Source organism: Microtetraspora sp. NBRC 13810, from assembly GCF_030268685.1.
In the GTDB taxonomy this organism is placed as follows: Bacteria; Actinomycetota; Actinomycetes; order Streptosporangiales; family Streptosporangiaceae; genus BSRQ01.
Genome location: NZ_BSRQ01000002.1, coordinates 231,696 through 252,440 on the forward strand (window position 1 = coordinate 231,696; position 20,745 = coordinate 252,440).

A 20,745-nucleotide genomic window follows, 5' to 3' on the forward strand; every position below is an offset into this window, starting at 1 on the left:
TTCTGTGAGCGCGCCATCGGCCCCGGCGAGCCCGCACGTGCGGATCGGCATGCGCGAGGACGCCGTCGTGACGCCGGGGGACGGCACGCTGACCATCACGAACCCCTTCGGCGCGGTCACGGTGCGCGGCCTGCCGCCCCGCGTCGCCTCGCTGCTGCGCGAACTGCCGGGCACGCTCGCCGGCAAGGACGACCTGGTCGCCCGGCTCGTGGCCGCGGGCGGGACGGACCAGGAGATCGCCCTGCTGCTCGTGACCCTGGACCGGCTGAACCCGATCCTGGTCCACGCGGTCGATCCCCTGCTCCGGTTCGTTCCCGTCGCCCGCGACGCGGTCCTCCGGCCGCCCGCCCTGGACCAGGGCGAAACCGTGCGGTTGTCGAGGTTCGCGCTCGTCCGCAGGTCGGGCGGGGAGCTCGTCCTGGAGTCCCCGCTGTCCAGGCACCGGGTCACGCTCACCGGCGACGCGATGCCGCTGCTCGCGGCGCTCGGCCGCGCCGTCATGGTCAAGGAGGCGCCGGAGGCGCTGAGCCGTCTCGTCGCGGCCGGGCTGGCGTACCCGGGAGACGCCGAGGAAGCGGATCCCGCGCTGCGCACCTGGGACTTCCACGACCTGCTCTTCCACGGCAGAAGCAGATCGGGCAGGCACGACGAGCCGTTCGGCGGGACCTTCCGCTTCCTGCGGGAGCTGCCGCCGGAGCCCGCTCGCAAACCCGCGCCCACCGGCCCGGCCGTGCACCTGTACCGCCCCTCGCTGGAGGATGTCACCGCGACCGACCCGCCCTTCACCACCGTGCTCGAATCGCGCAGGTCGGTACGCGAGCCCGCCGCCGCCCCGCCCACGATCCGCCGTCTCGGCGAACTGCTCTACCGGGCCGCCGGGGTCAGGCGGGTCTCCGGACCGGCCTCCGGCGTGCCGTACGAGACCAGCGGCAGGCCGTACCCGGGGGGTGGCGCGATGCACGAGCTGGAGCTGTATCTCGTCGTCGGCAGGTGCGCGGGACTGGACCCGGGCGCCTACTACTACGACCCGTTCGCCCACCGCCTCATCGCACTGCCCGCCGGCGCCCGGGACGCGGACGCGATGCTGGCCCAGGCCGGCGCCGCGGCGGGCGGCCTCGTCCGGCCCGACGTCCTCATCACGATCACGGCGCGCTTCCGGCGGATGGCGTGGAAGTACTCCGGCATGGCCTACGCCACCACGCTGAAGAACGTCGGCGTGCTCTACCAGACCCTCTACCTGGTGGCCACCGCGATGGGCATGGCCCCCTGCGCCCTCGGGGGCGGCGACGCCGACCTGGCCGCCCGCGCCTTCGGCCTCGACTGGGCGACGGAGTCGTCGGTCGGCGAGTTCCTCATCGGCGAGGCCCCGCACGGTACGGCCGGTCCGTGACATCCGTCATGGGCGGTGGATGTCGTCTGCATCTGCCCGTGACCGGACGGATCCGAAATCGTGAGAGCCGACAGGCCCGCAGCCGGGAGGGGAGCGCCTGATGGCCGAGAGCATCTACATCCTCGGAGACGAGGACCGCAGGAAGTTCGCCAGACTGATCGCGGCGGCCTGGAGCGACGGCGCGCTCCGCGACCGCTACGAGAGCGAGCCGAGAAGCGTGCTGGCCGAGTTCGGCATCGACTACCCCGCCCACGCGCCGACGCCGCCGCTGCCGCCCAGACCGGAGGGCGACTTCGAGATCACCCGCCTGGAACCTGCCGCGGGCGCCGAAGACGGCACGACCTTCGGGACGGGTTCCACGCTCCCGCCGGCAGCGCCGTACCGGGACCGCGAGCCTGGAGGGCCACGCTGAGGACAGAGCGAGCAGCTGGCCATAAGGGGACGAATCGACCGCCCGTCAGTGGTTGATCGAGACCCGGGAAGACGGCACGATCAGTGTGAAGCCATGATGCACCGGAACATACTGAGAGGCCGCCATGGCTCACCAGGGCGAAGGACAGATCAGGTGGCTGTCCAGAGGCGTCATCGCGGTGACCGCGGCGCTCTGGGCGCTCACCCCGCTCGCGTGCCTCGTCACCGGCGACGTGGACCGGGCCCTGCTGTCGGGGATCCTGCTCGGCGGCCTGCTGGTCGTCTACGCGCGTCTGGTGGTCAGGCAGATCAGGGGAGCCGCCCCGGCGGCCCGCCCGCTCCGGACCTTCGCCTGTTTCGCGGCGGTCGTCTACGGGGCCCTCCCGTTCCTCGGCTCGGTGTGGATCTACACCCCGTTCATCGTCGCCACGGCGGGACTGCTCCTGCTCCGGTTCCGGCTCGCCGTGACCGTGCTCGTCGCCGTCGCCGTGGCCGAGTTCCCGCTGAGCCGGGCGTTCCAGGATGCCGCGCCCCTGGCCGCGCTCCAGAACAGCGCCGGTGTGTTCGCCGCCGCCGTCGTCGCCTTCGGGCTCGTCCGCTACGCCGCCTCGGTACAGGAGCTCCGCGACATACGGGCGGCGCTGGCGGAGGCGGCCGTGGACCAGGACCGGACCCGCATGGCAGGGGAACTGCACGACCTGCTCGGCCAGACGCTGGCCGCGATCACGCTGAAGACGGAACTGGCCGTGGCCCTGCTGGACCGGGACAGAGAACGGGCGATCGAGGAGGTCGAGTCGGCGATCGCCATCGCCGGCGAGGCCCGCGCGCAGATCGGCGACGTCGTGGCGGCCAGGAGCTCGCTCGACGTGGGGGCGGAGCTGTCCACGGCCATCGCGCTGATCGAGCTGACCGGCGCCCGCTGCGACCTGCGCCTCGGCATCAGCGAGATCGACGAGCAGACCGGCGACGCACTCGGCTGGGTCGTGCGCGAGGCGGCGACCAACATCGTCAGGCACAGCGACGCCCGGCACTGCCTCATCGAACTCGGCAGCCGGGAAGGACGCGTCCACCTGCTGATGCGCAACGACGGAGCCGGCCGCGAACCGGGCAGGCGGCGCGGCTCGGGCCTCGCCGGGCTCCTGCGGAGAGTGCAGGGACTCGGCGGAGCCCTTCAAGCCGGCCCGGCCGGTGACGACGGGTTCGAGGTGCGCGTGTGGCTGCCTGTCGTACCCGACCGGGAGAAAGTGGTGACCGTTGATTCATGTCCTGCTGGCTGAGGACCACGGGATCGTCCGTGGCGCCCTGGTCGCCCTGCTCAGCCTCACCGGTGACATCAAGGTGGTGGCCGAGACCGGCAACGGCGCCGACGTCGTCAACCAGGCCCTCGCCACCGCACCCGACGTCGCCGTCATCGACATCGAGATGCCGGGGATGGACGGCATCGAGGCGACCCGGCGGCTACGTGAGGTCATGCCGGCCTGCCACGTGCTGATCCTCACCGCCCTCGCCCACACCCACCTGCTCAAACGCGCGGTGGAGGCGGGTGCGGAGGGCTTCCTCCTCAAGGACGCCCCCAGCGAACGGCTGGCCGAGAGCATCCGCAGAGTCGCCCAGGGAGAGCGCGTGATCGACGCGTCCCTGGCCCTGGCCGCGATGACCGGGCCGACGACCCCGCTCACCGACCGCGAGTCCGCGGTACTGCGCCTGATCGACACGGGCGCGAGCACCGGCGAGATCGCCGCCGCCCTGCACCTGTCGGCCGCCACGGTCCGCAACTACATCTCCAGCGTCATCACCAAAGCCGGCGCCCGGAACCGGACGGACGCCGTGCGCATCGCCATAGAGGCCGGCTGGATCGAGAGCGCCCGGACCAGACGCACATGACATCTCTCCCGCCGGTCCCCTCCGCGGACGGCCCCGCCACCGTTCGTGCGAGCCGGTGGCAGGGCCGCCGCCGTCAGGCTCAGCCCCAGGTCCAGCCACGTCGCGCCATGTCGTTCACCTCCTCGAACGGGGAAGGGAATCGGCCGCCGGCTCGTGCCGTCCGGCGTAGGACCATGGTCGGCGACCCCACACACGCTCACCAGAGGGATAACCCTGAACAGCTCGACGCCAGGACGGTCGTCACGGCCGGCCTCGTCCGCGGCGGTGGCCCCGGCGGTCCTGCCGGGGCGTGGACCCGAGGTCGGGCGTCTTGTAGGTGACCAGGGGGACCGTGGTGGCCACGGGCGTGGCCAGGTCGTGCTCGACGAGGTCGGCGATCACCTGTTCGATGCGCTTGTAGGCCGTCGGCGCCTCCTCGAAGAGCAGCTGGCGGTCGCCGCACACCACCAGGGACCCCACCGGCGTGCGGCGCAGTTCCTCGACCGTGTGTTTGGCCCGGCCCCGGCGCAGGGCGTCGGCGCGCGACATCTTGCGGCCCGCGCCGTGCGCCACGGAATGGCAGGCGTCCGGCCCGGCGTGCCCGGCAACGAGGTAGGAGGGGGTGCCCCGGGTACCGGCGATGAGCACGTCGCGGCCGTCCCCCGGTGCCGCTCCCTTGCGGTGCAGGTAGAGCCCGTCGCGGATCTCGACCAGGTTGTGGCACTGGTCGACGATCGGCTCGGCGGGCTCGGCCCCCAGGGCATGGGCGACCCGGGCGGCCATCAGCCGCCGGTTGAGCGACCCCCAGCGTACGGCGTCGTCGTGCGCCGCCAGGTAGGCGCCGGGGTCAGGGGCGGGGCCCGCGCCGTGGACTTCGGTGTGCGCCCGCAGGATCCGCTCGCCCAGTCCCCGGGAACCGCTGTGGACGACGAGGACGAGGTCTCCGGCGGCGACCCCGAGACGGCTCGCGTGCCCCGGCTCGAAGACGGCGCCGATCCGCGCCAGCTCGACGAAGTGGTTACCCCGGCCGACCGTCCCGAGGCCCTCGGTGTGCCCGGCGGGAACCCCGCCCTCCATGACGGCCCAGGCCGGATCGCCGGCATCCCGCTCCGGGTGCAGCGCGCGGTCGAGGTCGGGGAACCGGGCGGCGAGCTTCTCGGGTACGGCGCGCTTCAGTGCGATGGGGAACACGGCGATGCCGCAACCGATGTCGGAGCCGACCAGGAACGGGTACAACACGCTCGACGCCATGGCGGCGCCGACAGGGGCGCCCTTGCCGGGGTGCAGGTCCGGCATGGCGGCGACGTGCGTCATGCCGTCGAGGGCGGCCACCTGGTGGCACTGCGCGAGGGCGTCGGACTCGATCCAGCTCGCGGAGGAGGCGAACACGGTCACGGTGGCCGGACCCCTGACCGGGGCGGACTCTGGTAAGGAGGGTTGGGTCAACGACGCTCTCTTCGGTGAAAGGGCCGGACGGCATGAAGGCACCGTGGGCCTGTGCTGTCCGTCGGATGGGACATCACGTTCCCCCAACCCCTCCGCACGCGGCAAACGGTTTTCCGCCGCGCACCCCTGCCGTGGCCGGGGTCGCGCGAGGGCAGTCCCTACTTCGGGCGGCTCGCGATGTGGCGGTCGCGGGCGGAGGCGAGGCCGGTGAGCAGCTGGGGCGCCAGGAGGGCGAGGAGCAGGGCGACGCCGGCCGTCCAGGTGCCGGTCGCGGTGCGCAGCAGGCCCAGGGTGAGCGGTCCCGCGGCCGCGATGACGAATCCGACGGACTGCGCCATCGTGGACAGGGCGATGGTGTCCTCGGCGGTCCGGGAGCGCAGCACGATGATCGTGAGGGTCAGGGGGAAGATCGGCCCCTGGCCGAGTCCCAGCAGGATCACCCAGAGGTAGGGGGCCGCGGTCGGGGCGATGAGCAGGCCGAGCAGGCCGGCGGCGGTGAAGGCGGTCAGGAGAACGATCCACCCGCGCTGGTCCGGGCGGCGTGCCGCCAGTGTGGGCAGGACCAGTGAGACGGGGATGGCGACGAAGCCGGCCACCGACAGCAGGACTCCGGCGGTGGCCCGGTCGAGGCCGGCATCGGTGAAGACGGACGGCAGCCAGGCCAGGGTCGTGTGATAGCTGAGCGCCTGGAGTCCCATCAGGCCGGTGACCTGCCAGGCGAGACGGTCACGCAGGAGCCGGGTCACACCACCGGGGCCGGACGGGGCGTCGTCCGGAAGGCGGGCGCTCCGGCGTAGCTGGGGTGTCCAGATGACGAGGGCGGCAAGGGCCAGGAGTCCCCAGACGGCCAGGGCGCCGGGCCAGCCGTACCCGATCGCGTCTCCGAGGGGAACGGTCACGGCGGCGGCGAGAGCGGCGGCCGATGCCAGTGCGGTGGTGTAGAGCCCGGACACCAGGCCCGCCCGATCGGGGAAGTCGCGCCGGACCAGGACGGGCAGCAGCACGTTTCCGACCGCCGCGCCGGCGCCGACCAGGACGGTGCCGGCGAACAGGACGGTGGTGGAACCGGCGAGCCACAGCGCCGAGGCCGCCGCTATGGCGGCCAGGGCCAGGGCCAGGGTCCGCTCGATGCCCAGGCGCCTGACCAGCACGGGCGCGGCCGGGCCGCACAGCCCGAAGAACAGGACAGGAAGGGTGGTCAGTGTTCCCGCGGCCGCTCCCGACAGGCTCAGGTCACCGGTGATCGAGTCGAGGACGGTGGCCGTGGCCGCGATGGCGGGGCGCAGGTTGGCCGCGATCAGCACGATGCCGAGCACGAGGAGTACCCGGGCCAGGCGGCGGCGCGTGGGCGTGGGCAGGACCCGTTCGGGCGCCTGCGAGGGGCCGGTCATGGGGGCTCCGATCAGCGGCTGAGGGCCCCTCGGCGGATTGTCGGCCATGCCGGGGGCCCTGGGAGAACCGGGAACTCGATGTCAGCCGAGGAAGGCGGCCAGAGCGTCGATGACGGCCTGCGGCTGTTCCTCCGGGATGTAGTGGCCGCAACCTGCGACCTCGACCACCTGGACGTCCGTGCCCTTGGCCGGCATCAGTTCGCGCAGGAAGGCATAGTTGCTCGCGTCGCCGCCGAGGGCGAGGATCGGCGCGGTCACCCGCCCGTACGCCTGCTCGTCCTCGATGTCGCGGTTGAAGGTCTGGTACCAGCCGTTGCCCGCGCGTACGGCGTCGGCGGTGGAGTAGGCGTGCGCGTACACCTGCCGGGACCGCTCGTCGATGGACCCCGGGTCCTTGGCCTGACGGTTGAACAGCCAGTCGACCAGCAGCCGGCTGCGCCCTTCCAGCAGCCGTTCGGGCAGGTCTCGGACCTGGTTGAAGGCGAACCACCACAGGTAGGAACGGGCGCCCGCCTCGATGGCCGAGGCGACATGCTGGTCGGGCTCGGGGAGCAGGCCGAACGTGGACCACGTCTTGTCCGGGTGGGGGACGTCCAGCAGTGCGATCTTCGCGGTGGCCTCGGGATGGTTGGCCGCGAAGGCGTAGGCGACCATGGCGCCGATGTCGTGGCCCGCGATGTTGACGGTCGTCAGCCCCAGGTGCTGGACGAATGCGTGGATGTCGGCCGCCATGGTCTTCTTGTCGTAGCCGTCGGCGGGCTTGTCCGAGCCACCCATGCCGCGCAGGTCCACGGCGATCACCCGGTAGCGGCGGGCCAGCGCGGGCATGACCTTGTGCCACTGCCACCAGGTCTGCGGCCATCCGCCGAGCAGGAGCAGCGGCTCACCGCTGCCGCCCTCGACGTAGTGCAGCCGGACGCCGTTCACCTCGGCATGGCGGCTGGAGAACTCCCCGTCGAGCGAGCGCGCCAGGGCGGCGTCGTCCAAGGGGTCGTGCAGGGACGTGTTCACAGCACTCCTCAATGTTCGACCGTACGAAGATTTCGTACGATATGACGGTACGGAATCCTCGTACGGTCGAACGGTGCGTGTCAAGCCGGCCATGGGGTGTTGTACGAGAATCACGTACAGTGGAGGGATGGCCGTACTGCACCATCCCGGCGTCGAGGAGATCCGGCTCGTCGACGTGCTCGCCGCCCTGGGGCATCCCGTCCGCCTGGAGATCGCACAGGCGCTGGCCTCCGGCGAGGAGAGGTTCTGCGGCGAGTTCATGCCCGACGTGCCGAAGTCGAGCATGACCCACCACTGGCGGGCACTACGGGAGAGCGGGGTGATCAGCCAGCGCCGCTCCGGGCGCAAGCTCTACCTCAGGCTCCGCCGCGACGACCTGGAGGCCCGGTTCCCCGGCCTGCTCGACATCGTCCTGCACGGCGGACACCCGGCGCCCCGCACCTAGCCTGGGGGGCCGCCGCCGAAAGATCGAACTCGCCGGTCCGCACGGAGGTCGTCGCGCGGATCGAGAAGTGTCAGACGGCGCACTGACAATCCGCGCGGCCCATCGCCGAATAGCGGCACTCCGCTCGTATGAGCCGGCCACGCGCCGTGGAATCCTGCCGCTACCCGGGTAAACGCCTTAACGCACCGACATTGCACCTCAAAGGCACTTTTTTCCTGCTAATGATCAGATTCGATCATATTTATCGTGAAAGTGAAAGCCCGCGGCTAGTATGTGACCATGACATGGACCGCGCCGACTGTCGACCGCGCCGAGGAACCCACCAGAGGCAACGAGCTCGAAGTGCTCACCGCCTGGCTCGACTTCCACCGGGACACTTTGTCGCACAAGTGTTCCGGGCTCACCGAGGAACAGCTCAAGACCGCGGCCGTCGAACCGTCGCCGCTCACCCTTCTGGGCATAGTCCGGCACATGGCCGAGTTGGAGCGCTGGCTGCGCTCGCTGTTCACCGGAAAGCCGGAGAACGACCCGTACAGCACCGAGGAAGACCCGGACGCCGCATTCCTCGACATCGCGACCGCGGACGCCAAGGCCGACCTGGAGCTGTTCCGCCAGGAGATCGAGCTGACCCGCAAGGCCGTGCCGCTTCGTGACATCGGCGAGTCCTACTTCGACGAGGACGAGGGCGAGGACATCGACATCCGCGCCATGTACGTGCACGTGCTGGAGGAGTACGCGCGGCACAACGGTCACGCCGACCTGATCCGCGAGCGGATCGACGGGTCGACGGGGACCTGAGTGCCGGCGCCGGACTCCCGCGTACTGCTGCTGTCCCCGCATCCGGACGACATCGCCTGGTCACTCGGCGGAACGCTCGCCCGGATGCGGGGCAACAGCGCCGAACTGCACGTGCTGACGTTCTTCACGCAGACCCGCTACGCCCCGAGTCATCCGGCGAACGGCGACCCGCGCGAGGTCTCGCGCGTGCGTGAGGAGGAGGAACGCGCCTGGGCGCGGGAGAACGGCGTGCTCCTGCGTCGTGCCACCCTTGAGGACGCGAGCCTGCGCGGCTACGACGACGACACCGAGATGGGCGCGGAACCGGCCGAGGACGTGGTGCGTCAGGTCGCCGAGCACGTCAGGACCACGGTGTCCGACGTGGACCCCGGACTCGTGCTCGTCCCGCTCGCGGCGGGCGGGCACGTCGACCACGCCGCCGTACGGCTCGCCGCCGCCGAGCTGGTGCCGCCGGCTCGCCTCGCCTGGTACGAGGACCTGCCGTACGCGACGACCGACCGGCCCGAGCTCCCGCCGGGCTGCCGGGAGGTCCTGGTCGGCGTCGACGCGCACCGGTCCGCCAAGGAGGCCGGGGTGATGACCTTCTCCTCGCAGGAGCCGGCCGAAGTGCTGCCGGTGCTGCTTGCCCACATGAACGCGGTCGGCGGTGAACGGGTCTGGTTCTCAGACCCGTCCACCGCCGACCGTCTTCGGTTGCTGAAGGGCTGACTCTCAGGTCAGGCTCTTCAGCTCCCCGAGGTTGTCCCGCAGTTTCTGCACGGCGTCGAGCATGTCCTGCACGTCCTCAGGCTCGACGACGAGCAGCGAGTGGTGGATCCACACCGCTTCGTCCAGGCCCACCTTGTCCGCGACCGGCAGGTGGAAGGAGTCGGCGGTGATCCGCTCGCCGTAGCGCTCGCGGATCATCGGCCACTCCTTGGCGTCCACGTGGAACAGCGGGTCGCGGTGCATCGGCGGGTAGAACGTGTCGCCCTCGAACTCGACGCCCTCGGCCAGCAGCGCGGCCAGCACCTTGTCGCGGTGCAGGCCGTCCCACGCCTCGGTGTCGAACCGGACCAGCAGCTCGTACTTCTGCCGCCGGGTGACCCGCGCGTCGTCGGGCAGCAGCTTGAAGCCGCCGACCTCGCTCAGCCCCTTGAGCAGCTGCTCGGCGACGAGCGTGCGCTTCGCGTCCAGCTCGGCGTAGCTGTCGAGCTGGCCGAGCAACACCGCCGCCTGCAGCTCGCTGATCCGGTGGTTCCAGCCGAGCACCCGGCCCTCGTACCTGTCGTACGGCGCGTCCTTGTGTCCCATGTGGACCAGGGACATCGCGCGGTGGAACCGCTCCTCGTCCTTGAACGTCAGGAAGCCGCCCTCGCCCGAGGTCATGATCTTGCTGGTCTCGAAGCTGAAGCTGCCCGCGTCACCGATGGTGCCGACGCACTGGCCCCGCCACTCGGCGTAGTGCGCGTGCGCGCAGTCCTCGACGATGAACAGGTTGTGCCGGTTGGCGATGTCGACCAGCGCGTCCATGTCCGCGACCTGGTTGCCCAGGTGCACGACCACGATCGCCCTGGTGCGGTCGGTGATCGCCTCCTCGACCTTCTGCGGGTCGATGCACCAGTTGTCGTCGGAGATGTCCACCAGGACCGGCACGGCGTTCACGTGCACAATCGAGGACGCGGTGGCGACCCAGGTGAGCGAGGTCGTGATCACCTCGTCCCCGGCCTGGACACCCAGCGCGCGCAACGCGGTCGAGATGCTCACCGACCCGTTCGTGCAGAGCAGGCCGTACGGGGCGCCAAGGCTGGTCGTGAACCGCTCCACGAACTCCCGGTGCAGGGTGTTCGGGAACGGGATGCCGCCCAGGTTGCGATTCTCGATCACCTGCCGCAGCCGCTCCACGTCCGCCGGCCCGACATGCGGCCAAGCCGGCCACGGGCGCTGCCGCAGCGGAGTGCCGCCGAGTATCGCAAGCTTGTCCGCCATCAAATCTCCTTCAGCAGTTTTCGGTAGATCGCCTCAAGACGCTCGCCGGCAGCCTTCTGCGTGTACGCCTGCGGAAGGGGGGCCGCCGTTTCGGCGAGCTTGCTGCGCAGCTCGGGGTTGTCCAGGAGCCGCTCGATGGCATCCGCGAGGAGCGGGGGTTTGAACGGCTCCACCAGCAGGCCGGTCTTCTCGTGGTCCACCAGTTTGTGCACGCCGCTCACGTCGTGCGCGATGACCGGCAGGTTCATCAGCATGAACTCGATGATCACCACGCCCAGCTCCTCGTACTCCGAGGGCAGGATGGCCATGGTGGACAGCGCCAGCATCGACGGCACCATCTCGTGCGGCAGGAAACCGGTGATCACCAGGTCGTCCGCCACGCCGAGCCGCCGAGCCAGCTGCTCGATGTCACCACGCTGCGGGCCGTCGCCGGCCACCACGAACTGGCACCGGCGACCGCGCTTCTTGACCTCCGCCGCGGCCTGGACGAACCACTCGACGCCCTTCTCCGAGGCGATCCGGCCCAGGTACACCACGATCGGCCGGTCGTCGAGCTTGTACTTCGCCTTCAGCTCGGCCCGCCGCTCCGGGGTGTCGTTGGACACGAACGAGTCGCTCGGCACGTGGGCCAGCACGTGGGCCATGTGGTCGGGCACGCCGACCTCGTCACGCACCCGGAGGCGGATGTCCTCCGACAGCGTGAGCACCGCGTCCGACTTCTGCATCACCAGCCGTTCGGCGTTCTTGGCGACGGGGTCGGACACCCGCTCGAACAGCGTGGTCGGGTACTGGGTGAGGCAGCGGGAGGAGTAGATGTGCGTGACGAGCGGCACGCCGAGGATCTGGGCCGCCGCGTACGAGTACGCGGGTGCCGAGCCGGACCCGTCGCAGTGCGCGTGGACCAGGCCGATCTCCTGGCGCAGCCGGGCCCGGTGGGTGAGGACGAAGCCCAGGCTGGCCTTCGCCCAGGCACCGACCAGCCCGAAGTATCCCTCCAGCTTGGACGGGATGGGCAGCACGGGCAGCCGCCGGGCGTGCACGCTGACGTTGGCCGCCATGCGCACGTCCTTCGGCACCCCGGGCGGCGCCATCGTCAGCACGCGGTGCGGGAAGCCCCGCCGCGCCATCTCCTGGACGATGGAGTACCCGAGCAGGTGCATCCCGCCCATCGGGTCGAACCGGACCTCCCACTTGTCCTTGTGGTCCGGATACAGGAAGAACGGGGTCAGGGCGAGTACTCCGCGCGGCTTGCCGTTCTCAGTCATGAATTTCGATTTTCCTTCCCTCGGCCGCACTGCGGTAGACCGCGTCCAGCGCCGAGACGATCGGGATCGCGCTGTCCGCGGCGCGGCCCAGCGGTTCCCCGTTCACGATCGCGTCCACGAAGCTGCGGTCCTGCTGGACGTAGCCGCTGTTGCGGATCCATTCCCACTCGGGGAATGCCCAGCCCTGGTTCGGTTCCCACACTTCGGCGAACTTGTTCGTGGTGAACGCCGTGATTCCCATGCCCTGCCAGAAGTCCACGCTTACCCGGCCCTCGGTGCCCAGCACCTCGACGGTCAGCTGCTCACCGCCGGGGCACAGCCACGACACGTCGCACTGGCCGACCGCGCCGCCCTCGAAGTGCAGCAGCATCACGCCCTGCTCTTCGACGTCGCCGACGCCGGTGATGTTCTGCGTGGCGGCGGTGACCGCCTCGATCCGCGGCTCGCCGAGCAGCCAGGAGCACAGCTCGATGGCGTGCCAGCCGATGTCGGTGCACGCACCGCCACCGGCAAGCGCCCGGTTGCGCGGCCACTCGCTGTCCGGACCGGATGTGCGGTAGACCACCCGCACCGCGTGTAGCGTGCCCAGCGCGGTCCGGTCGGCGACCAGCTCCTTGGCACGTCTGAACTTGGGCGCGTGGACGAAGTTGCCCCCGAAGCCGAGCAGCACGCCCTTCGCCTTGGCCGCGGCCACCAGTTCCCTGGCGTGGTCCGGGCGCATCACCAGCGGCTTCTCCACCAGCACGTGACGCCCGGCCGCGATCGCCTCCAGCGCGACCGGGTGGTGGGTGGTGACCGGAGTGGACACCACCACCAGCCGTACCTCGTCATCGGCCAGCGCCTCGGACAGCCGCGTGGTCGCCCGCGCGTCCATCTGGGCCGCGAGCTGACCGCCGGCGCGCTCGTCCAGGTCGACGATCCAGCGCACGCGCGCCCGCGGGTCCTCGGTCAGCACGGCGGCGTGCACGCCGCCCATGAACCCGGCCCCGACGACGGCGACCCCGACCGTACCGGACACCGGCTCAGACATTGTCGGCCGTCGGCATCAGGGACGGAGGGGCGACCAGTTCCTCCGGGGTGCTCAACTCGGCGAGCACCTCGCGGACCAGCGCCCCCGGCACCTCGACCAGCGGGCGGCTGTCCGTCCACAGTGGCTGCCCCTGGGCGCCCAGCAGCACCATGGCGTAGGCGTCGCCGGTCAGCCCGAGGTAACCGCGTTTGTTGTCGAAGCGCAGCCGGTGGGCGACCTCGTCCAGGTCGATCCCGGCCGGCACGGTGCAGGTGGCGCCCGCCCTGGAGAGCAGGTCGCGGTGCAGCGCCAGGGTCCCCTCGTCGAGGTGACCCAGCCGGTGCGACACCTCGGCTGCGACGATCATGCCGAGGCCGACCGCCTCGCCGTGGGACAGCGCGCCGAGCGCGGTGTACTCCAGCGCGTGGCCGACGGTGTGGCCGTACTCCAGTGCCATGCCGGCGCGGCACTCCTGCTCGTCGTCGGCGACGACCATCTTCTTGGCCGCCAGGCTCTCCACGATGATCGGCCTCAGGGCCTCGTCGGCGTAGTTCGAGTCCGGCTGCAGCGAGTTGAGCAGCAGGTCGGTCATCTGCGGCCGGATGGCCAGTGCGTTCTTCACCACCTCGCACATCCCGGAGATCATCTCCCGGCGGGGCAGCGTGCGCAGCACCGAGGTGTCGGCCAGCACCTCCTCCGGTGCGTAGAACGTGCCGATGAGGTTCTTGCCCAGGCCGGAGTTGATCGCCTGCTTGAGCGAGTACACCGAGTCCAGCATCGCGACCAGGGAGGTCGGCACGTGCACCAGCCGGATCCCGCGGAACATCAACGCGGCCATCAAGCCCGCGATGTTGCCGGTCACGCCGCCGCCGACGGCGACGATGACCGACGCACGGTCCGTTCCTGAGCGCAACGCGGTCTCCATCAGGTCGTTCACCGTCTGGAGATTCTTGTGCTGCTCGCCCGCCCCGTGTACGAGGAGATCCGCCACCGCCCGGCCCGACAGCCGGTTGACGATGTCCTTGCCGTAGAGGGGAGCGACGTTGCTGTCACATACGATGACGTAGCGGCTGGCCGAGAGCTGGAGCAGACGTTCGACGAGTTCGTCGAGCGCGTCCGTGCTCAGGTGAAATGGAAACCGGACCGAGCCCAGACATATCTCGATCTTCATGGAAACCCTTCGTTAGTAGGGCCCTTGCATAAGGGAGCTGACCGTGATTTCCGGCCGCCGAGCTGTTATCCCATCGAGGTGGGAAGTGCATCGCGACCCGTCAGCTCGTGCCGGTGGGCGTGAACCTTCTCGAACGCACGCGCGATGTCGTGCATGTCCTGCTCGTCGCCGAGCAGCAGCGAGTGGTGGATGGTGATCACCCGGCGGGCGGCGTCCTCGCAGACCGGGAGCTCGGATTGGGACAGGTCGAGCGCGTCCGGCCCCAGTGCGTAGCGCTTCCGGGTACCCGGCCGATACAGCGGGTTGGTGGTGAACGCGGGGTAGCACGCGGTGACCGCGCCGGTGCCGAGCTCCGCGGCCACGGCCGCGGCGACCTTCTCACAGCCGGCCTCGGCGAGCTCGGGGTCATCGATCCAGCCGGCCCACTCGTAGTACGTGCGCCGGGTGGTGCCGGGCGACGTGACCTGGGGGCGGATTCCGGCCGCGCCGATCGCGGAGTCGAGCAGTGCCGCGTTGCGGGCGCGCCGCGCGTTCTGCTCGTCGAGGATCGCCAGCTGGGCGATCAGCAGTGCCGCCTGGAACTCCGACAGGCACCGGTTGTTGCCCATCAGCTCGGCGGTCTGCAGCAGCTCCATCTCCCCCAGCAGGGGCTCGGTGGGGCTGTAGGTGCGGCCGTCGGCACGCAGGTGCTCGGCCCGCCGGGCCAGGTCGGCCGACGCGGTGATCACCGCACCGCCCTCGCCGCTGGTGAGCACCTTGCTGTGCTGCATGCTGAAGGTTCCGAGCGCGCCGAACGTGCCCACCCGCCGATCACGGTAGGTGGCGCCGTGCGCCTGGGCGCAGTCCTCGATGAGCGGGATGCCGTGCCGCTGCGCCACCTCCAGCAGACCGTCCAGATCGGCCACGGCGGAGTACAGGTGCACGATCACGATCGCCGCGGTGCGCGGGGTGATCGCCCGCTCCACGGCCGCCGGGTCGATGCACAGGGTGTCGCGGTCGATGTCGACCGGGACCGGAACGGCGTTCACTCCGGCCACGGTGGACGCGTTGGCGACCCAGGTGAGCCCGGGGATGATCACTTCGTCGCCGACGCCGACGCCGCACGCCTCCAGCGCGACCATGAGGCTCGCCGTCCCGCTCGCCGTGGGCACGCAGTACGGAAGGTCGTGGTAGTCGGCGAACTCCTGGGCGAACCGGCGCTCGAAGCTGGACTTTCCCTGGTACGGGCCGCTGATCGACCATCGGCCGGAGGAAAGCACCTCCTGGAGAGCGTCCAGCGCACCAGGAGCCGGCTGCGGCCATTTCGGCCACTCGCGGGTGCGGACCCTCTCACCACCGTTAATGGCGAGAAGACTCATGTCAACCCTCCTAGTGAGAACAATGGCGACGGACTGGTGCTCCGAGATTCCTGTTCATGTGCCTAGAGCACACCCCGGAGCAGGACGAATCCCTCGGCCGCGGGAATGCTCACTTCCGATCCGCGCACCCGGGTCGCCAGTTCGAGCGCCTCCGGGCTGCCGTGGTACATCGGCTGGCGTACCTGGGACTGGTGCAGTCTCAGCGCCTCGATCTTGACGTCGAGGTAGCCCGAGATGTCCACGTACAGGTTCGGGCTGAAGCGGGTTTCCGGACCCGGCCAGAACAGCGAGGTGTTGTCGTACACCAGGACGAACGGAACCGTGTGCTTCTGCCCCGGTGCGCCGGGGCGGGTCGCGGTGACGCAGGCCCGGTACAACGCCTCGTGGTCCTGGTTGTAGCTGACCGCCGGAATCATCACCATCGTGGGCTGCACCCGGTCGATGGAGAGCCGGCCGCTCGACTCGATCAGGCCGACCAGCTTCTTACGGGGAATGGTGTCCAACGTCAGGTGCGCGTCGGACTCCTCGATCAGCAGTTCCCAGTCGTCGACCTTCAGGTGTTTCATCACGGTGGCGAACTCCTGGAGCCGCTGCCCGCGGGTGACCAGCTTCGAGACGTCCTCGCTCTCGGCGTCGGCGTCGGCGTAGTGCCGCACGTCACCCGCGGTGGCCAGCACCACGTACACGCTGCCGCCCGCGGCCTTGACCCGGGCCATCGTGCCCGCGCAGCCGTAGGTCTCGTCGTCGGCGTGCGGAGTGATCACCAGCAGGCGCTGGGCGGCGAGGAACTCGTCGGTGAACGCGACCATGGTCAGCCCCGCCCCCCCAGGGTCGACAGCTCCGCCGTGCGGGACTGCCGCTGGTCCTCGAGCACGCTCATCACGATGGTGTCGAGCCCGAGCCGCGGCTCGAAGCCGATCAGGTCACGCAGCTTCGTGATGTCCGGCACCCGTCGGCGCATGTCCTGGAATCCTTCTCCGTAGGCCTTGCTGTAGGGGACGTACTGGATCGAGCTGGAAGAGCCGGAGAGCTCGATCACCCGCTCAGCAAGTTCTCGGATCGACACCTCCTCCGGGCGGCCCAGGTTGAACGCCTGCCCGTAGGCGTCCGGGTGCCCGATGAGTGCGACCATCGCGTCGACCGCCTCGCGCACGTGGCAGAAGCAACGGGTCTGGCGGCCGTCGCCGTACACGCTCAGCGGCTCGTCGCGCAGCGCCTGGCCGACCAGCCGCGGGATGACCATGCCGTACCGGCCGGTCTGCCGGGGGCCGACGATGTTGAACGGCCGCACGATCACCGTGGGCAGCCCCTCGTTCCGCCAGTAGGCGTACGCGAGGGTCTCGACCACCGCCTTGGCCTCGGCGTACGACCAGCGCGCGAGCAGCGGTGAGCCGAGCACGCGGTCGTCGTCCTCGGTCAGCCCGTCGGAGGTGTTCATGCCGTACACCTCGCTGCTGGACATCACCATCACCTGCACCTGATGCCTGAGCGCGGCATTCAGCACGATCTCGGTGCCGTGCAGGTTGGTGCGCAGCGAGCGCAGCGGGTCCTTGAGGATTGTGTTCACCCCGACCGCGGCGGCCAGGTGGTACACCTCGTCCACCCGGCTGGTCAGCTCGTCGAGCAGGGGCGCGTCCAGTACCGACCCGGCGACCCGCTCCACGCTGGGATGGTCGACGAGGTTCGCCATGCGGCCGGTGGACAGGTCGTCCACGGCGATCACCTGGTGGCCGAGCTCGACCAGCCGGTCCACGAGGTGACTGCCGATGAAGCCGGCTCCGCCGGTGACCAGGGTGCGGCGGCCGGGGTTGGCGCGTACCTGCCAGGCCGTGTTGTCCGTCGCCATCACGACACCAGCGCGTTCGGCACACCCACGGTGCCGAGCCGAGTGTCGTCGATCAGCGGATCGGTGAAGTCCACTTGTGCCCCTTCTCGGCAAACTCCGACATGATCTCCAGTGCCGTCGACCTGCGCGGATCGCTCACCCCCATGTGGTGGGTGACGCAGTGCCGACCCACCCCGAACGCGAGGTGAAACGGCATGGATCCGAACGACGTGGTCGCCGTGGCCCCGATGCCCTCCCCCGCCGCGAGACCGCACTCCCGCAGGAACTCGCGTACTCTGCCCCGAGCATTCACCTGCCCGCGCATTGATATGCGGGCCACCCATGCCGATAATCCGGCGATTCCTGGAATAGTCGCGAGCGGTCCCCGACAAGAGGGGACGGCGAACGACGATACTTTGCCAAGTAGGCAGTATTGTCATGCCTCAACCACCCAAGTAAGACCCGAGCGAACGCATGCTCAACCGACTAGAACATCGACGATTCCTACCATACAGAACCGTCGGCCGGTGCGCCATCAAATTGGCGGAAAATTATTCATCACCTGTTTCCTGTCACAGCGATCACATTCCATGCAAACGACACCGCACCGCCGGCCCTTGAACTCGTCGGCACTACCACCAATGGCGTCCGGATGCGCCGGATGAGAATTCACAAACGTCCGCATCCTTGTCAGGGCCCATTGGCCGCCGATATCGTGCAGCTATAAACTCGAGGTATTCCTCGGAATCAACGCGGCGGTTGCGTGAGCAACTATTTGGCCGGAGGGGGCTCAGCCATGCGGGTGCTACGTCTCACCCCGTTCTTCCACCATGAGGGCGTAGACAACTGGCCGGCGAAATTCGACCCGGTCGGCGGTATGCAGATCCAGATTCTCTCCCTGTCCCGTCGGCTCGCACAGGCCGGTGTGGACCAGCTCGTGCTCACCCTCGGCTTCCCCGGCCTGCCGCGCACCCGGCGGATCGAGCCGAACCTGACCGTCCGGATCGCCCGCGCCCCACTCCCCCAGGTCCGCTCGGAGATCACCGGCCTGGTCGGCCTCGGCCAGGCCTGGCTGGCGGCCACGCTCGCGGAGTGTGTCCGGATGCGGCGCAAGGGCTGGCGCCCGGACCTGATCCACGTGCACGCCGACGGCCAGATCTGGCCGCTGATCGCGGGCCGGGCCGCCGCGCGACTGCTCGGCGCCCCGTACGTCCTGACGCTGCACTGCTCCCGGCTTGCGGTGTACCAGCCGATGTCGCTCGTGGACCGGCTGGCGCACCGGGTGGTCACCGCGGCGGAGCGGCGCGCGCTGCGCGACGCCGCCACGGTCACCACGCTCACCAGCCGCACGGCCACCGTGGTGAGCGCCGAGACCGGACTCCCGCAGGACGGCATTCTGGTCGTCCCCGACGGCGTCGACCTGGAGCCGGCCGACGAGGACGCGAGCTCGCAGTTCGCCGCCAGGTACGGGCTCACCGGCCGCCGCCCGCTGATCGGCTACATCGGCCGGGTGGCGCACGAGAAGGGCTGGTACGACCTGCTGCCGCTGGCGAAGCAGCTGTCCGATCTGGACCCGCACTTCCTGGTGGTCGGCGACGGCCCGCAGCGGGAGCGGATGGAACGCGAGCTGACCAAGGCCGGGTACCGCGACCGGTTCACCATCACCGGTTTCCTGCCGCACCACGTGGTCCCCGCCGCGCTCGGACTGATCGACGTGCTGGTGATGCCGTCGGTGCACGAGGAGCTCGGTGGCAGCGCGGTGGAGTCCATCCTGGCCGGCACCCCGGTCGCCGCGTACGCGGTCGGTGGACTGAAGTCCACGATCGGCGCGGTCACCCCGGACCTGCTGGCCGAGCCGGGCAACGTGGCCCAGCTCGCCGACATCGTCCGGGGTGTGCTGGCCGACCGGCCGGGCGTGGCCGCGCGGCTGATCGCCGCCCGGGACAACACCGCGGGCTCGTTCGACCCCAACCAGGCCAGAGACCTGATGCTGGACTGCTACCGCTCGGTGCTGGCCGGCGCATCCCGCTGACCAGCACCGCGACGCACAGCGCGACCGGCCGGAAACGTCCCGGCCGGCAGCCGTCGTCGTCCCGGGCGGGCAGCCGGTCACTCGTCCCACAACTGGGCCACGAGCTCGCGGCCCTGACCGGGCTCCCTCTGGCGAGTGGCCAACCCGTCGATCGACCTCCATGCCGCGCGGTACCACGCCAGCTCGTCTATCTCCTGGCCGCTCCAGCGGCCGGCCAGCGCGGCGGACACGGCGTCGAACCGCGCGCGCAGATCCTCCAGCGCCTCACCCCGCAGCGCCTCGGACACCCCCTGGTTGTCCCGCTCGAACAGCAGGATCCGCTGCTCGGCGCAGGCCGCCAGGAACGCGTCCTCCACCTCCGGCGAGGCGCACACGAAATGGAACAGGGACGGGTCCCCGGCGATCGCGATCGGCACGTCCGCGGCGGTCAGCGCCGCACGTGCGGACTCGATGAAGGCGCCGGCGTTCTCGGCGATCGCGCGCTGCGGCTCGCCGCCGGCGATCCGCCCCAGCGTGACGTCCGCCGCGGCCAGCACGGTCGGCTCGAAGAACGACGTGAACGACACCTCGCGCAGGCTGTCGAGCAACCCGGCCCGGCCGCCGGCCATCGCGATCGGCGCCCCGTTCGCGATGGTCTTGGCGACGATCCACACGTCGGGGTCCAGGCTCCGCATGACCAGCTCGGGCGCGTGCCGCAGCCCGACCTTCACCTCGTCGGCGATGATCGGCACCTCGAACGCCCTGGCCAGCTCACCCAGCCGCGCGAACCACTCCGGCGTCAGCGCGCCGCGGTCCGGCGACACCGCGATCGCCGCGATGCGGCCCTTGTTGTCCCGCAGGCTCTGCTCAAGGAAGTCCAGCTCGAACAGGAAGTGGAGGATGCCCTCCTCGTTCACCTCGAACGGCTGGTCCGGGTACTGCCACATCGGGTCGTAGCCGTGGTAGCCGGCGCTCAGCAGCAGGGGCCGGTCGACGCCCAGCTCCTCGGCCCGCGCCGCAAGGACCGCGTGGACCACCGAGCGCAGCGCGGCCGTGCCGGTCCGGAACAGCGCCAGCACGTCGCCGCCGAGCAGTGCCGAACCGCGCTGCAGCACGCGGTCCAGCAGCGGGCTCCAGCCCGTCACCGTGCCCAGCTCGCCACGGGCGGCCCTGGCCACGGCCTCGGCCACTTCGGGGTCGGCGTGTCCGAGCATGACGGACCCGCGCCCGTTGTCCAGGTCGATCCACCGCTGACCGTCGGTGTCGACCACATATGCGCCCCGCGAGCTCACGAACTTCCGGGGCTGACCGTCCGCGTCCCTGGGGCAGGTCTGCTCCTGCCCGAGTAACGAGTGTGCACTGTTGTCAGGGTGGGGCATGGGT

19 protein-coding genes are annotated in these 20,745 nt (G+C 70.3%); 8 read left to right on the top strand and 11 right to left on the bottom strand.

Translation table 11 applies throughout. The features are described from left to right. Window positions 1-4: 4 nt before the first annotated feature. The 4 genes from QSK26_RS04770 (at window position 5) to QSK26_RS04785 (ending at window position 3,685) form a co-directional block, all read left to right on the top strand. Window positions 5-1,390: a SagB/ThcOx family dehydrogenase gene (locus QSK26_RS04770; protein WP_285773727.1), complete on the top strand. Its 1,386-nt coding sequence runs from the start codon at window positions 5-7 to the stop codon at window positions 1,388-1,390. Between the two features lie 100 nt (window positions 1,391-1,490). Next, window positions 1,491-1,802, top strand: a complete 312-nt coding sequence (locus QSK26_RS04775) for a TIGR04351 family putative TOMM peptide (RefSeq protein WP_285773728.1) — start codon at window positions 1,491-1,493, stop codon at window positions 1,800-1,802. 124 nt (window positions 1,803-1,926) lie between these two features. Further along, on the top strand, window positions 1,927-3,078 hold the full coding sequence (locus tag QSK26_RS04780; protein WP_285773729.1) for a sensor histidine kinase: 1,152 nt from the start codon (window positions 1,927-1,929) through the stop codon (window positions 3,076-3,078). Further along, window positions 3,056-3,685 (top strand): response regulator transcription factor, encoded by a 630-nt coding sequence (locus tag QSK26_RS04785; RefSeq protein ID WP_285773730.1) that lies wholly within the window; start codon window positions 3,056-3,058, stop codon window positions 3,683-3,685. Before QSK26_RS04780 ends, QSK26_RS04785 begins: the two co-directional genes overlap by 23 nt. A gap of 240 nt (window positions 3,686-3,925) precedes the next feature. Here the strand turns inward: QSK26_RS04785 and QSK26_RS04790 are convergent, their stop codons facing one another. The 3 genes from QSK26_RS04790 to QSK26_RS04800 all read right to left on the bottom strand — a co-directional run bounded on the left by QSK26_RS04790 (window position 3,926) and on the right by QSK26_RS04800 (window position 7,512). After that, window positions 3,926-5,059: an RNA ligase RtcB family protein gene (locus QSK26_RS04790; RefSeq protein ID WP_285773731.1), complete on the bottom strand. Its 1,134-nt coding sequence runs from the start codon at window positions 5,057-5,059 to the stop codon at window positions 3,926-3,928. Window positions 5,060-5,268: 209 nt separating this feature from the next. After that, the gene (locus QSK26_RS04795) at window positions 5,269-6,501 is read right to left on the bottom strand and encodes a CynX/NimT family MFS transporter (protein WP_285773732.1); all 1,233 of its coding nucleotides are present in this window, start codon (window positions 6,499-6,501) and stop codon (window positions 5,269-5,271) included. Between the two features lie 81 nt (window positions 6,502-6,582). Continuing rightward, entirely contained in the window at window positions 6,583-7,512 is a 930-nt protein-coding gene (locus tag QSK26_RS04800) for an alpha/beta fold hydrolase (RefSeq protein WP_285773733.1), read from the bottom strand. 127 nt (window positions 7,513-7,639) lie between these two features. On the opposite strand from QSK26_RS04800, the gene QSK26_RS04805 reads away from it, so the two are divergent. The 3 genes from QSK26_RS04805 to QSK26_RS04815 all read left to right on the top strand — a co-directional run bounded on the left by QSK26_RS04805 (window position 7,640) and on the right by QSK26_RS04815 (window position 9,463). Beyond that, a complete protein-coding gene (locus tag QSK26_RS04805; RefSeq protein ID WP_285773734.1) occupies window positions 7,640-7,957 on the top strand; it encodes an ArsR/SmtB family transcription factor in 318 nt (105 codons plus the stop codon). A gap of 279 nt (window positions 7,958-8,236) precedes the next feature. Further along, the gene (locus QSK26_RS04810; protein WP_285773735.1) at window positions 8,237-8,755 is read left to right on the top strand and encodes a DinB family protein; all 519 of its coding nucleotides are present in this window, start codon (window positions 8,237-8,239) and stop codon (window positions 8,753-8,755) included. Next, a complete protein-coding gene (locus QSK26_RS04815) occupies window positions 8,756-9,463 on the top strand; it encodes a PIG-L deacetylase family protein (RefSeq protein WP_285773736.1) in 708 nt (235 codons plus the stop codon). Window positions 9,464-9,466: 3 nt separating this feature from the next. Here the strand turns inward: QSK26_RS04815 and QSK26_RS04820 are convergent, their stop codons facing one another. The 7 genes from QSK26_RS04820 to QSK26_RS04850 all read right to left on the bottom strand — a co-directional run bounded on the left by QSK26_RS04820 (window position 9,467) and on the right by QSK26_RS04850 (window position 17,372). Continuing rightward, entirely contained in the window at window positions 9,467-10,723 is a 1,257-nt protein-coding gene (locus QSK26_RS04820; protein ID WP_285773737.1) for a DegT/DnrJ/EryC1/StrS family aminotransferase, read from the bottom strand. Further along, window positions 10,723-11,988: a glycosyltransferase gene (locus QSK26_RS04825; RefSeq protein WP_285773738.1), complete on the bottom strand. Its 1,266-nt coding sequence runs from the start codon at window positions 11,986-11,988 to the stop codon at window positions 10,723-10,725. Before QSK26_RS04825 ends, QSK26_RS04820 begins: the two co-directional genes overlap by 1 nt. Then, window positions 11,981-13,006 (bottom strand): Gfo/Idh/MocA family protein, encoded by a 1,026-nt coding sequence (locus QSK26_RS04830; protein WP_285773739.1) that lies wholly within the window; start codon window positions 13,004-13,006, stop codon window positions 11,981-11,983. The genes QSK26_RS04825 and QSK26_RS04830 overlap by 8 nt, the downstream gene beginning before the upstream one ends. A 4-nt stretch (window positions 13,007-13,010) precedes the next feature. Further along, window positions 13,011-14,168 (bottom strand): 2-deoxy-scyllo-inosose synthase, encoded by a 1,158-nt coding sequence (locus QSK26_RS04835; RefSeq protein ID WP_285773740.1) that lies wholly within the window; start codon window positions 14,166-14,168, stop codon window positions 13,011-13,013. 65 nt (window positions 14,169-14,233) lie between these two features. Continuing rightward, a complete protein-coding gene (locus tag QSK26_RS04840) occupies window positions 14,234-15,526 on the bottom strand; it encodes a DegT/DnrJ/EryC1/StrS aminotransferase family protein (RefSeq protein ID WP_285773741.1) in 1,293 nt (430 codons plus the stop codon). Window positions 15,527-15,588: 62 nt separating this feature from the next. Next, window positions 15,589-16,335 carry a PIG-L deacetylase family protein gene (locus QSK26_RS04845; RefSeq protein WP_285773742.1) on the bottom strand — a complete coding sequence of 249 codons (747 nt, stop codon included), beginning with the start codon at window positions 16,333-16,335 and terminating at the stop codon, window positions 15,589-15,591. Window positions 16,336-16,337: 2 nt separating this feature from the next. Continuing rightward, window positions 16,338-17,372: an NAD-dependent epimerase/dehydratase family protein gene (locus QSK26_RS04850; RefSeq protein WP_285773743.1), complete on the bottom strand. Its 1,035-nt coding sequence runs from the start codon at window positions 17,370-17,372 to the stop codon at window positions 16,338-16,340. Window positions 17,373-18,147: 775 nt separating this feature from the next. Between QSK26_RS04850 and QSK26_RS04855 the strand changes: the two genes are divergently transcribed. Beyond that, window positions 18,148-19,383, top strand: coding sequence for a glycosyltransferase family 4 protein (locus QSK26_RS04855; RefSeq protein WP_285773744.1), 1,236 nt, complete (start codon window positions 18,148-18,150; stop codon window positions 19,381-19,383). 77 nt (window positions 19,384-19,460) lie between these two features. Here the strand turns inward: QSK26_RS04855 and QSK26_RS04860 are convergent, their stop codons facing one another. Beyond that, on the bottom strand, window positions 19,461-20,741 hold the full coding sequence (locus QSK26_RS04860) for an aminotransferase class III-fold pyridoxal phosphate-dependent enzyme (protein ID WP_285773745.1): 1,281 nt from the start codon (window positions 20,739-20,741) through the stop codon (window positions 19,461-19,463). Window positions 20,742-20,745: the final 4 nt, after the last annotated feature.

What these genes read in the sequence shown, in the direction of transcription:
- QSK26_RS04795 (WP_285773732.1), bottom strand. Translation starts at nt 6,501, where the DNA reads ATGACCGGCCCCTCGCAGGCGCCCGAACGGGTCCTGCCCACGCCCACG.
- QSK26_RS04855 (WP_285773744.1), top strand. Translation starts at nt 18,148, where the DNA reads ATGCGGGTGCTACGTCTCACCCCGTTCTTCCACCATGAGGGCGTAGAC.
- QSK26_RS04825 (WP_285773738.1), bottom strand. Translation starts at nt 11,988, where the DNA reads ATGACTGAGAACGGCAAGCCGCGCGGAGTACTCGCCCTGACCCCGTTC.
- QSK26_RS04810 (WP_285773735.1), top strand. Translation starts at nt 8,237, where the DNA reads ATGACATGGACCGCGCCGACTGTCGACCGCGCCGAGGAACCCACCAGA.
- QSK26_RS04860 (WP_285773745.1), bottom strand. Translation starts at nt 20,741, where the DNA reads ATGCCCCACCCTGACAACAGTGCACACTCGTTACTCGGGCAGGAGCAG.
- QSK26_RS04835 (WP_285773740.1), bottom strand. Translation starts at nt 14,168, where the DNA reads ATGAAGATCGAGATATGTCTGGGCTCGGTCCGGTTTCCATTTCACCTG.
- QSK26_RS04775 (WP_285773728.1), top strand. Translation starts at nt 1,491, where the DNA reads ATGGCCGAGAGCATCTACATCCTCGGAGACGAGGACCGCAGGAAGTTC.
- QSK26_RS04780 (WP_285773729.1), top strand. Translation starts at nt 1,927, where the DNA reads ATGGCTCACCAGGGCGAAGGACAGATCAGGTGGCTGTCCAGAGGCGTC.
- QSK26_RS04850 (WP_285773743.1), bottom strand. Translation starts at nt 17,372, where the DNA reads ATGGCGACGGACAACACGGCCTGGCAGGTACGCGCCAACCCCGGCCGC.
- QSK26_RS04820 (WP_285773737.1), bottom strand. Translation starts at nt 10,723, where the DNA reads ATGGCGGACAAGCTTGCGATACTCGGCGGCACTCCGCTGCGGCAGCGC.
- QSK26_RS04840 (WP_285773741.1), bottom strand. Translation starts at nt 15,526, where the DNA reads ATGAGTCTTCTCGCCATTAACGGTGGTGAGAGGGTCCGCACCCGCGAG.
- QSK26_RS04805 (WP_285773734.1), top strand. Translation starts at nt 7,640, where the DNA reads ATGGCCGTACTGCACCATCCCGGCGTCGAGGAGATCCGGCTCGTCGAC.
- QSK26_RS04845 (WP_285773742.1), bottom strand. Translation starts at nt 16,335, where the DNA reads ATGGTCGCGTTCACCGACGAGTTCCTCGCCGCCCAGCGCCTGCTGGTG.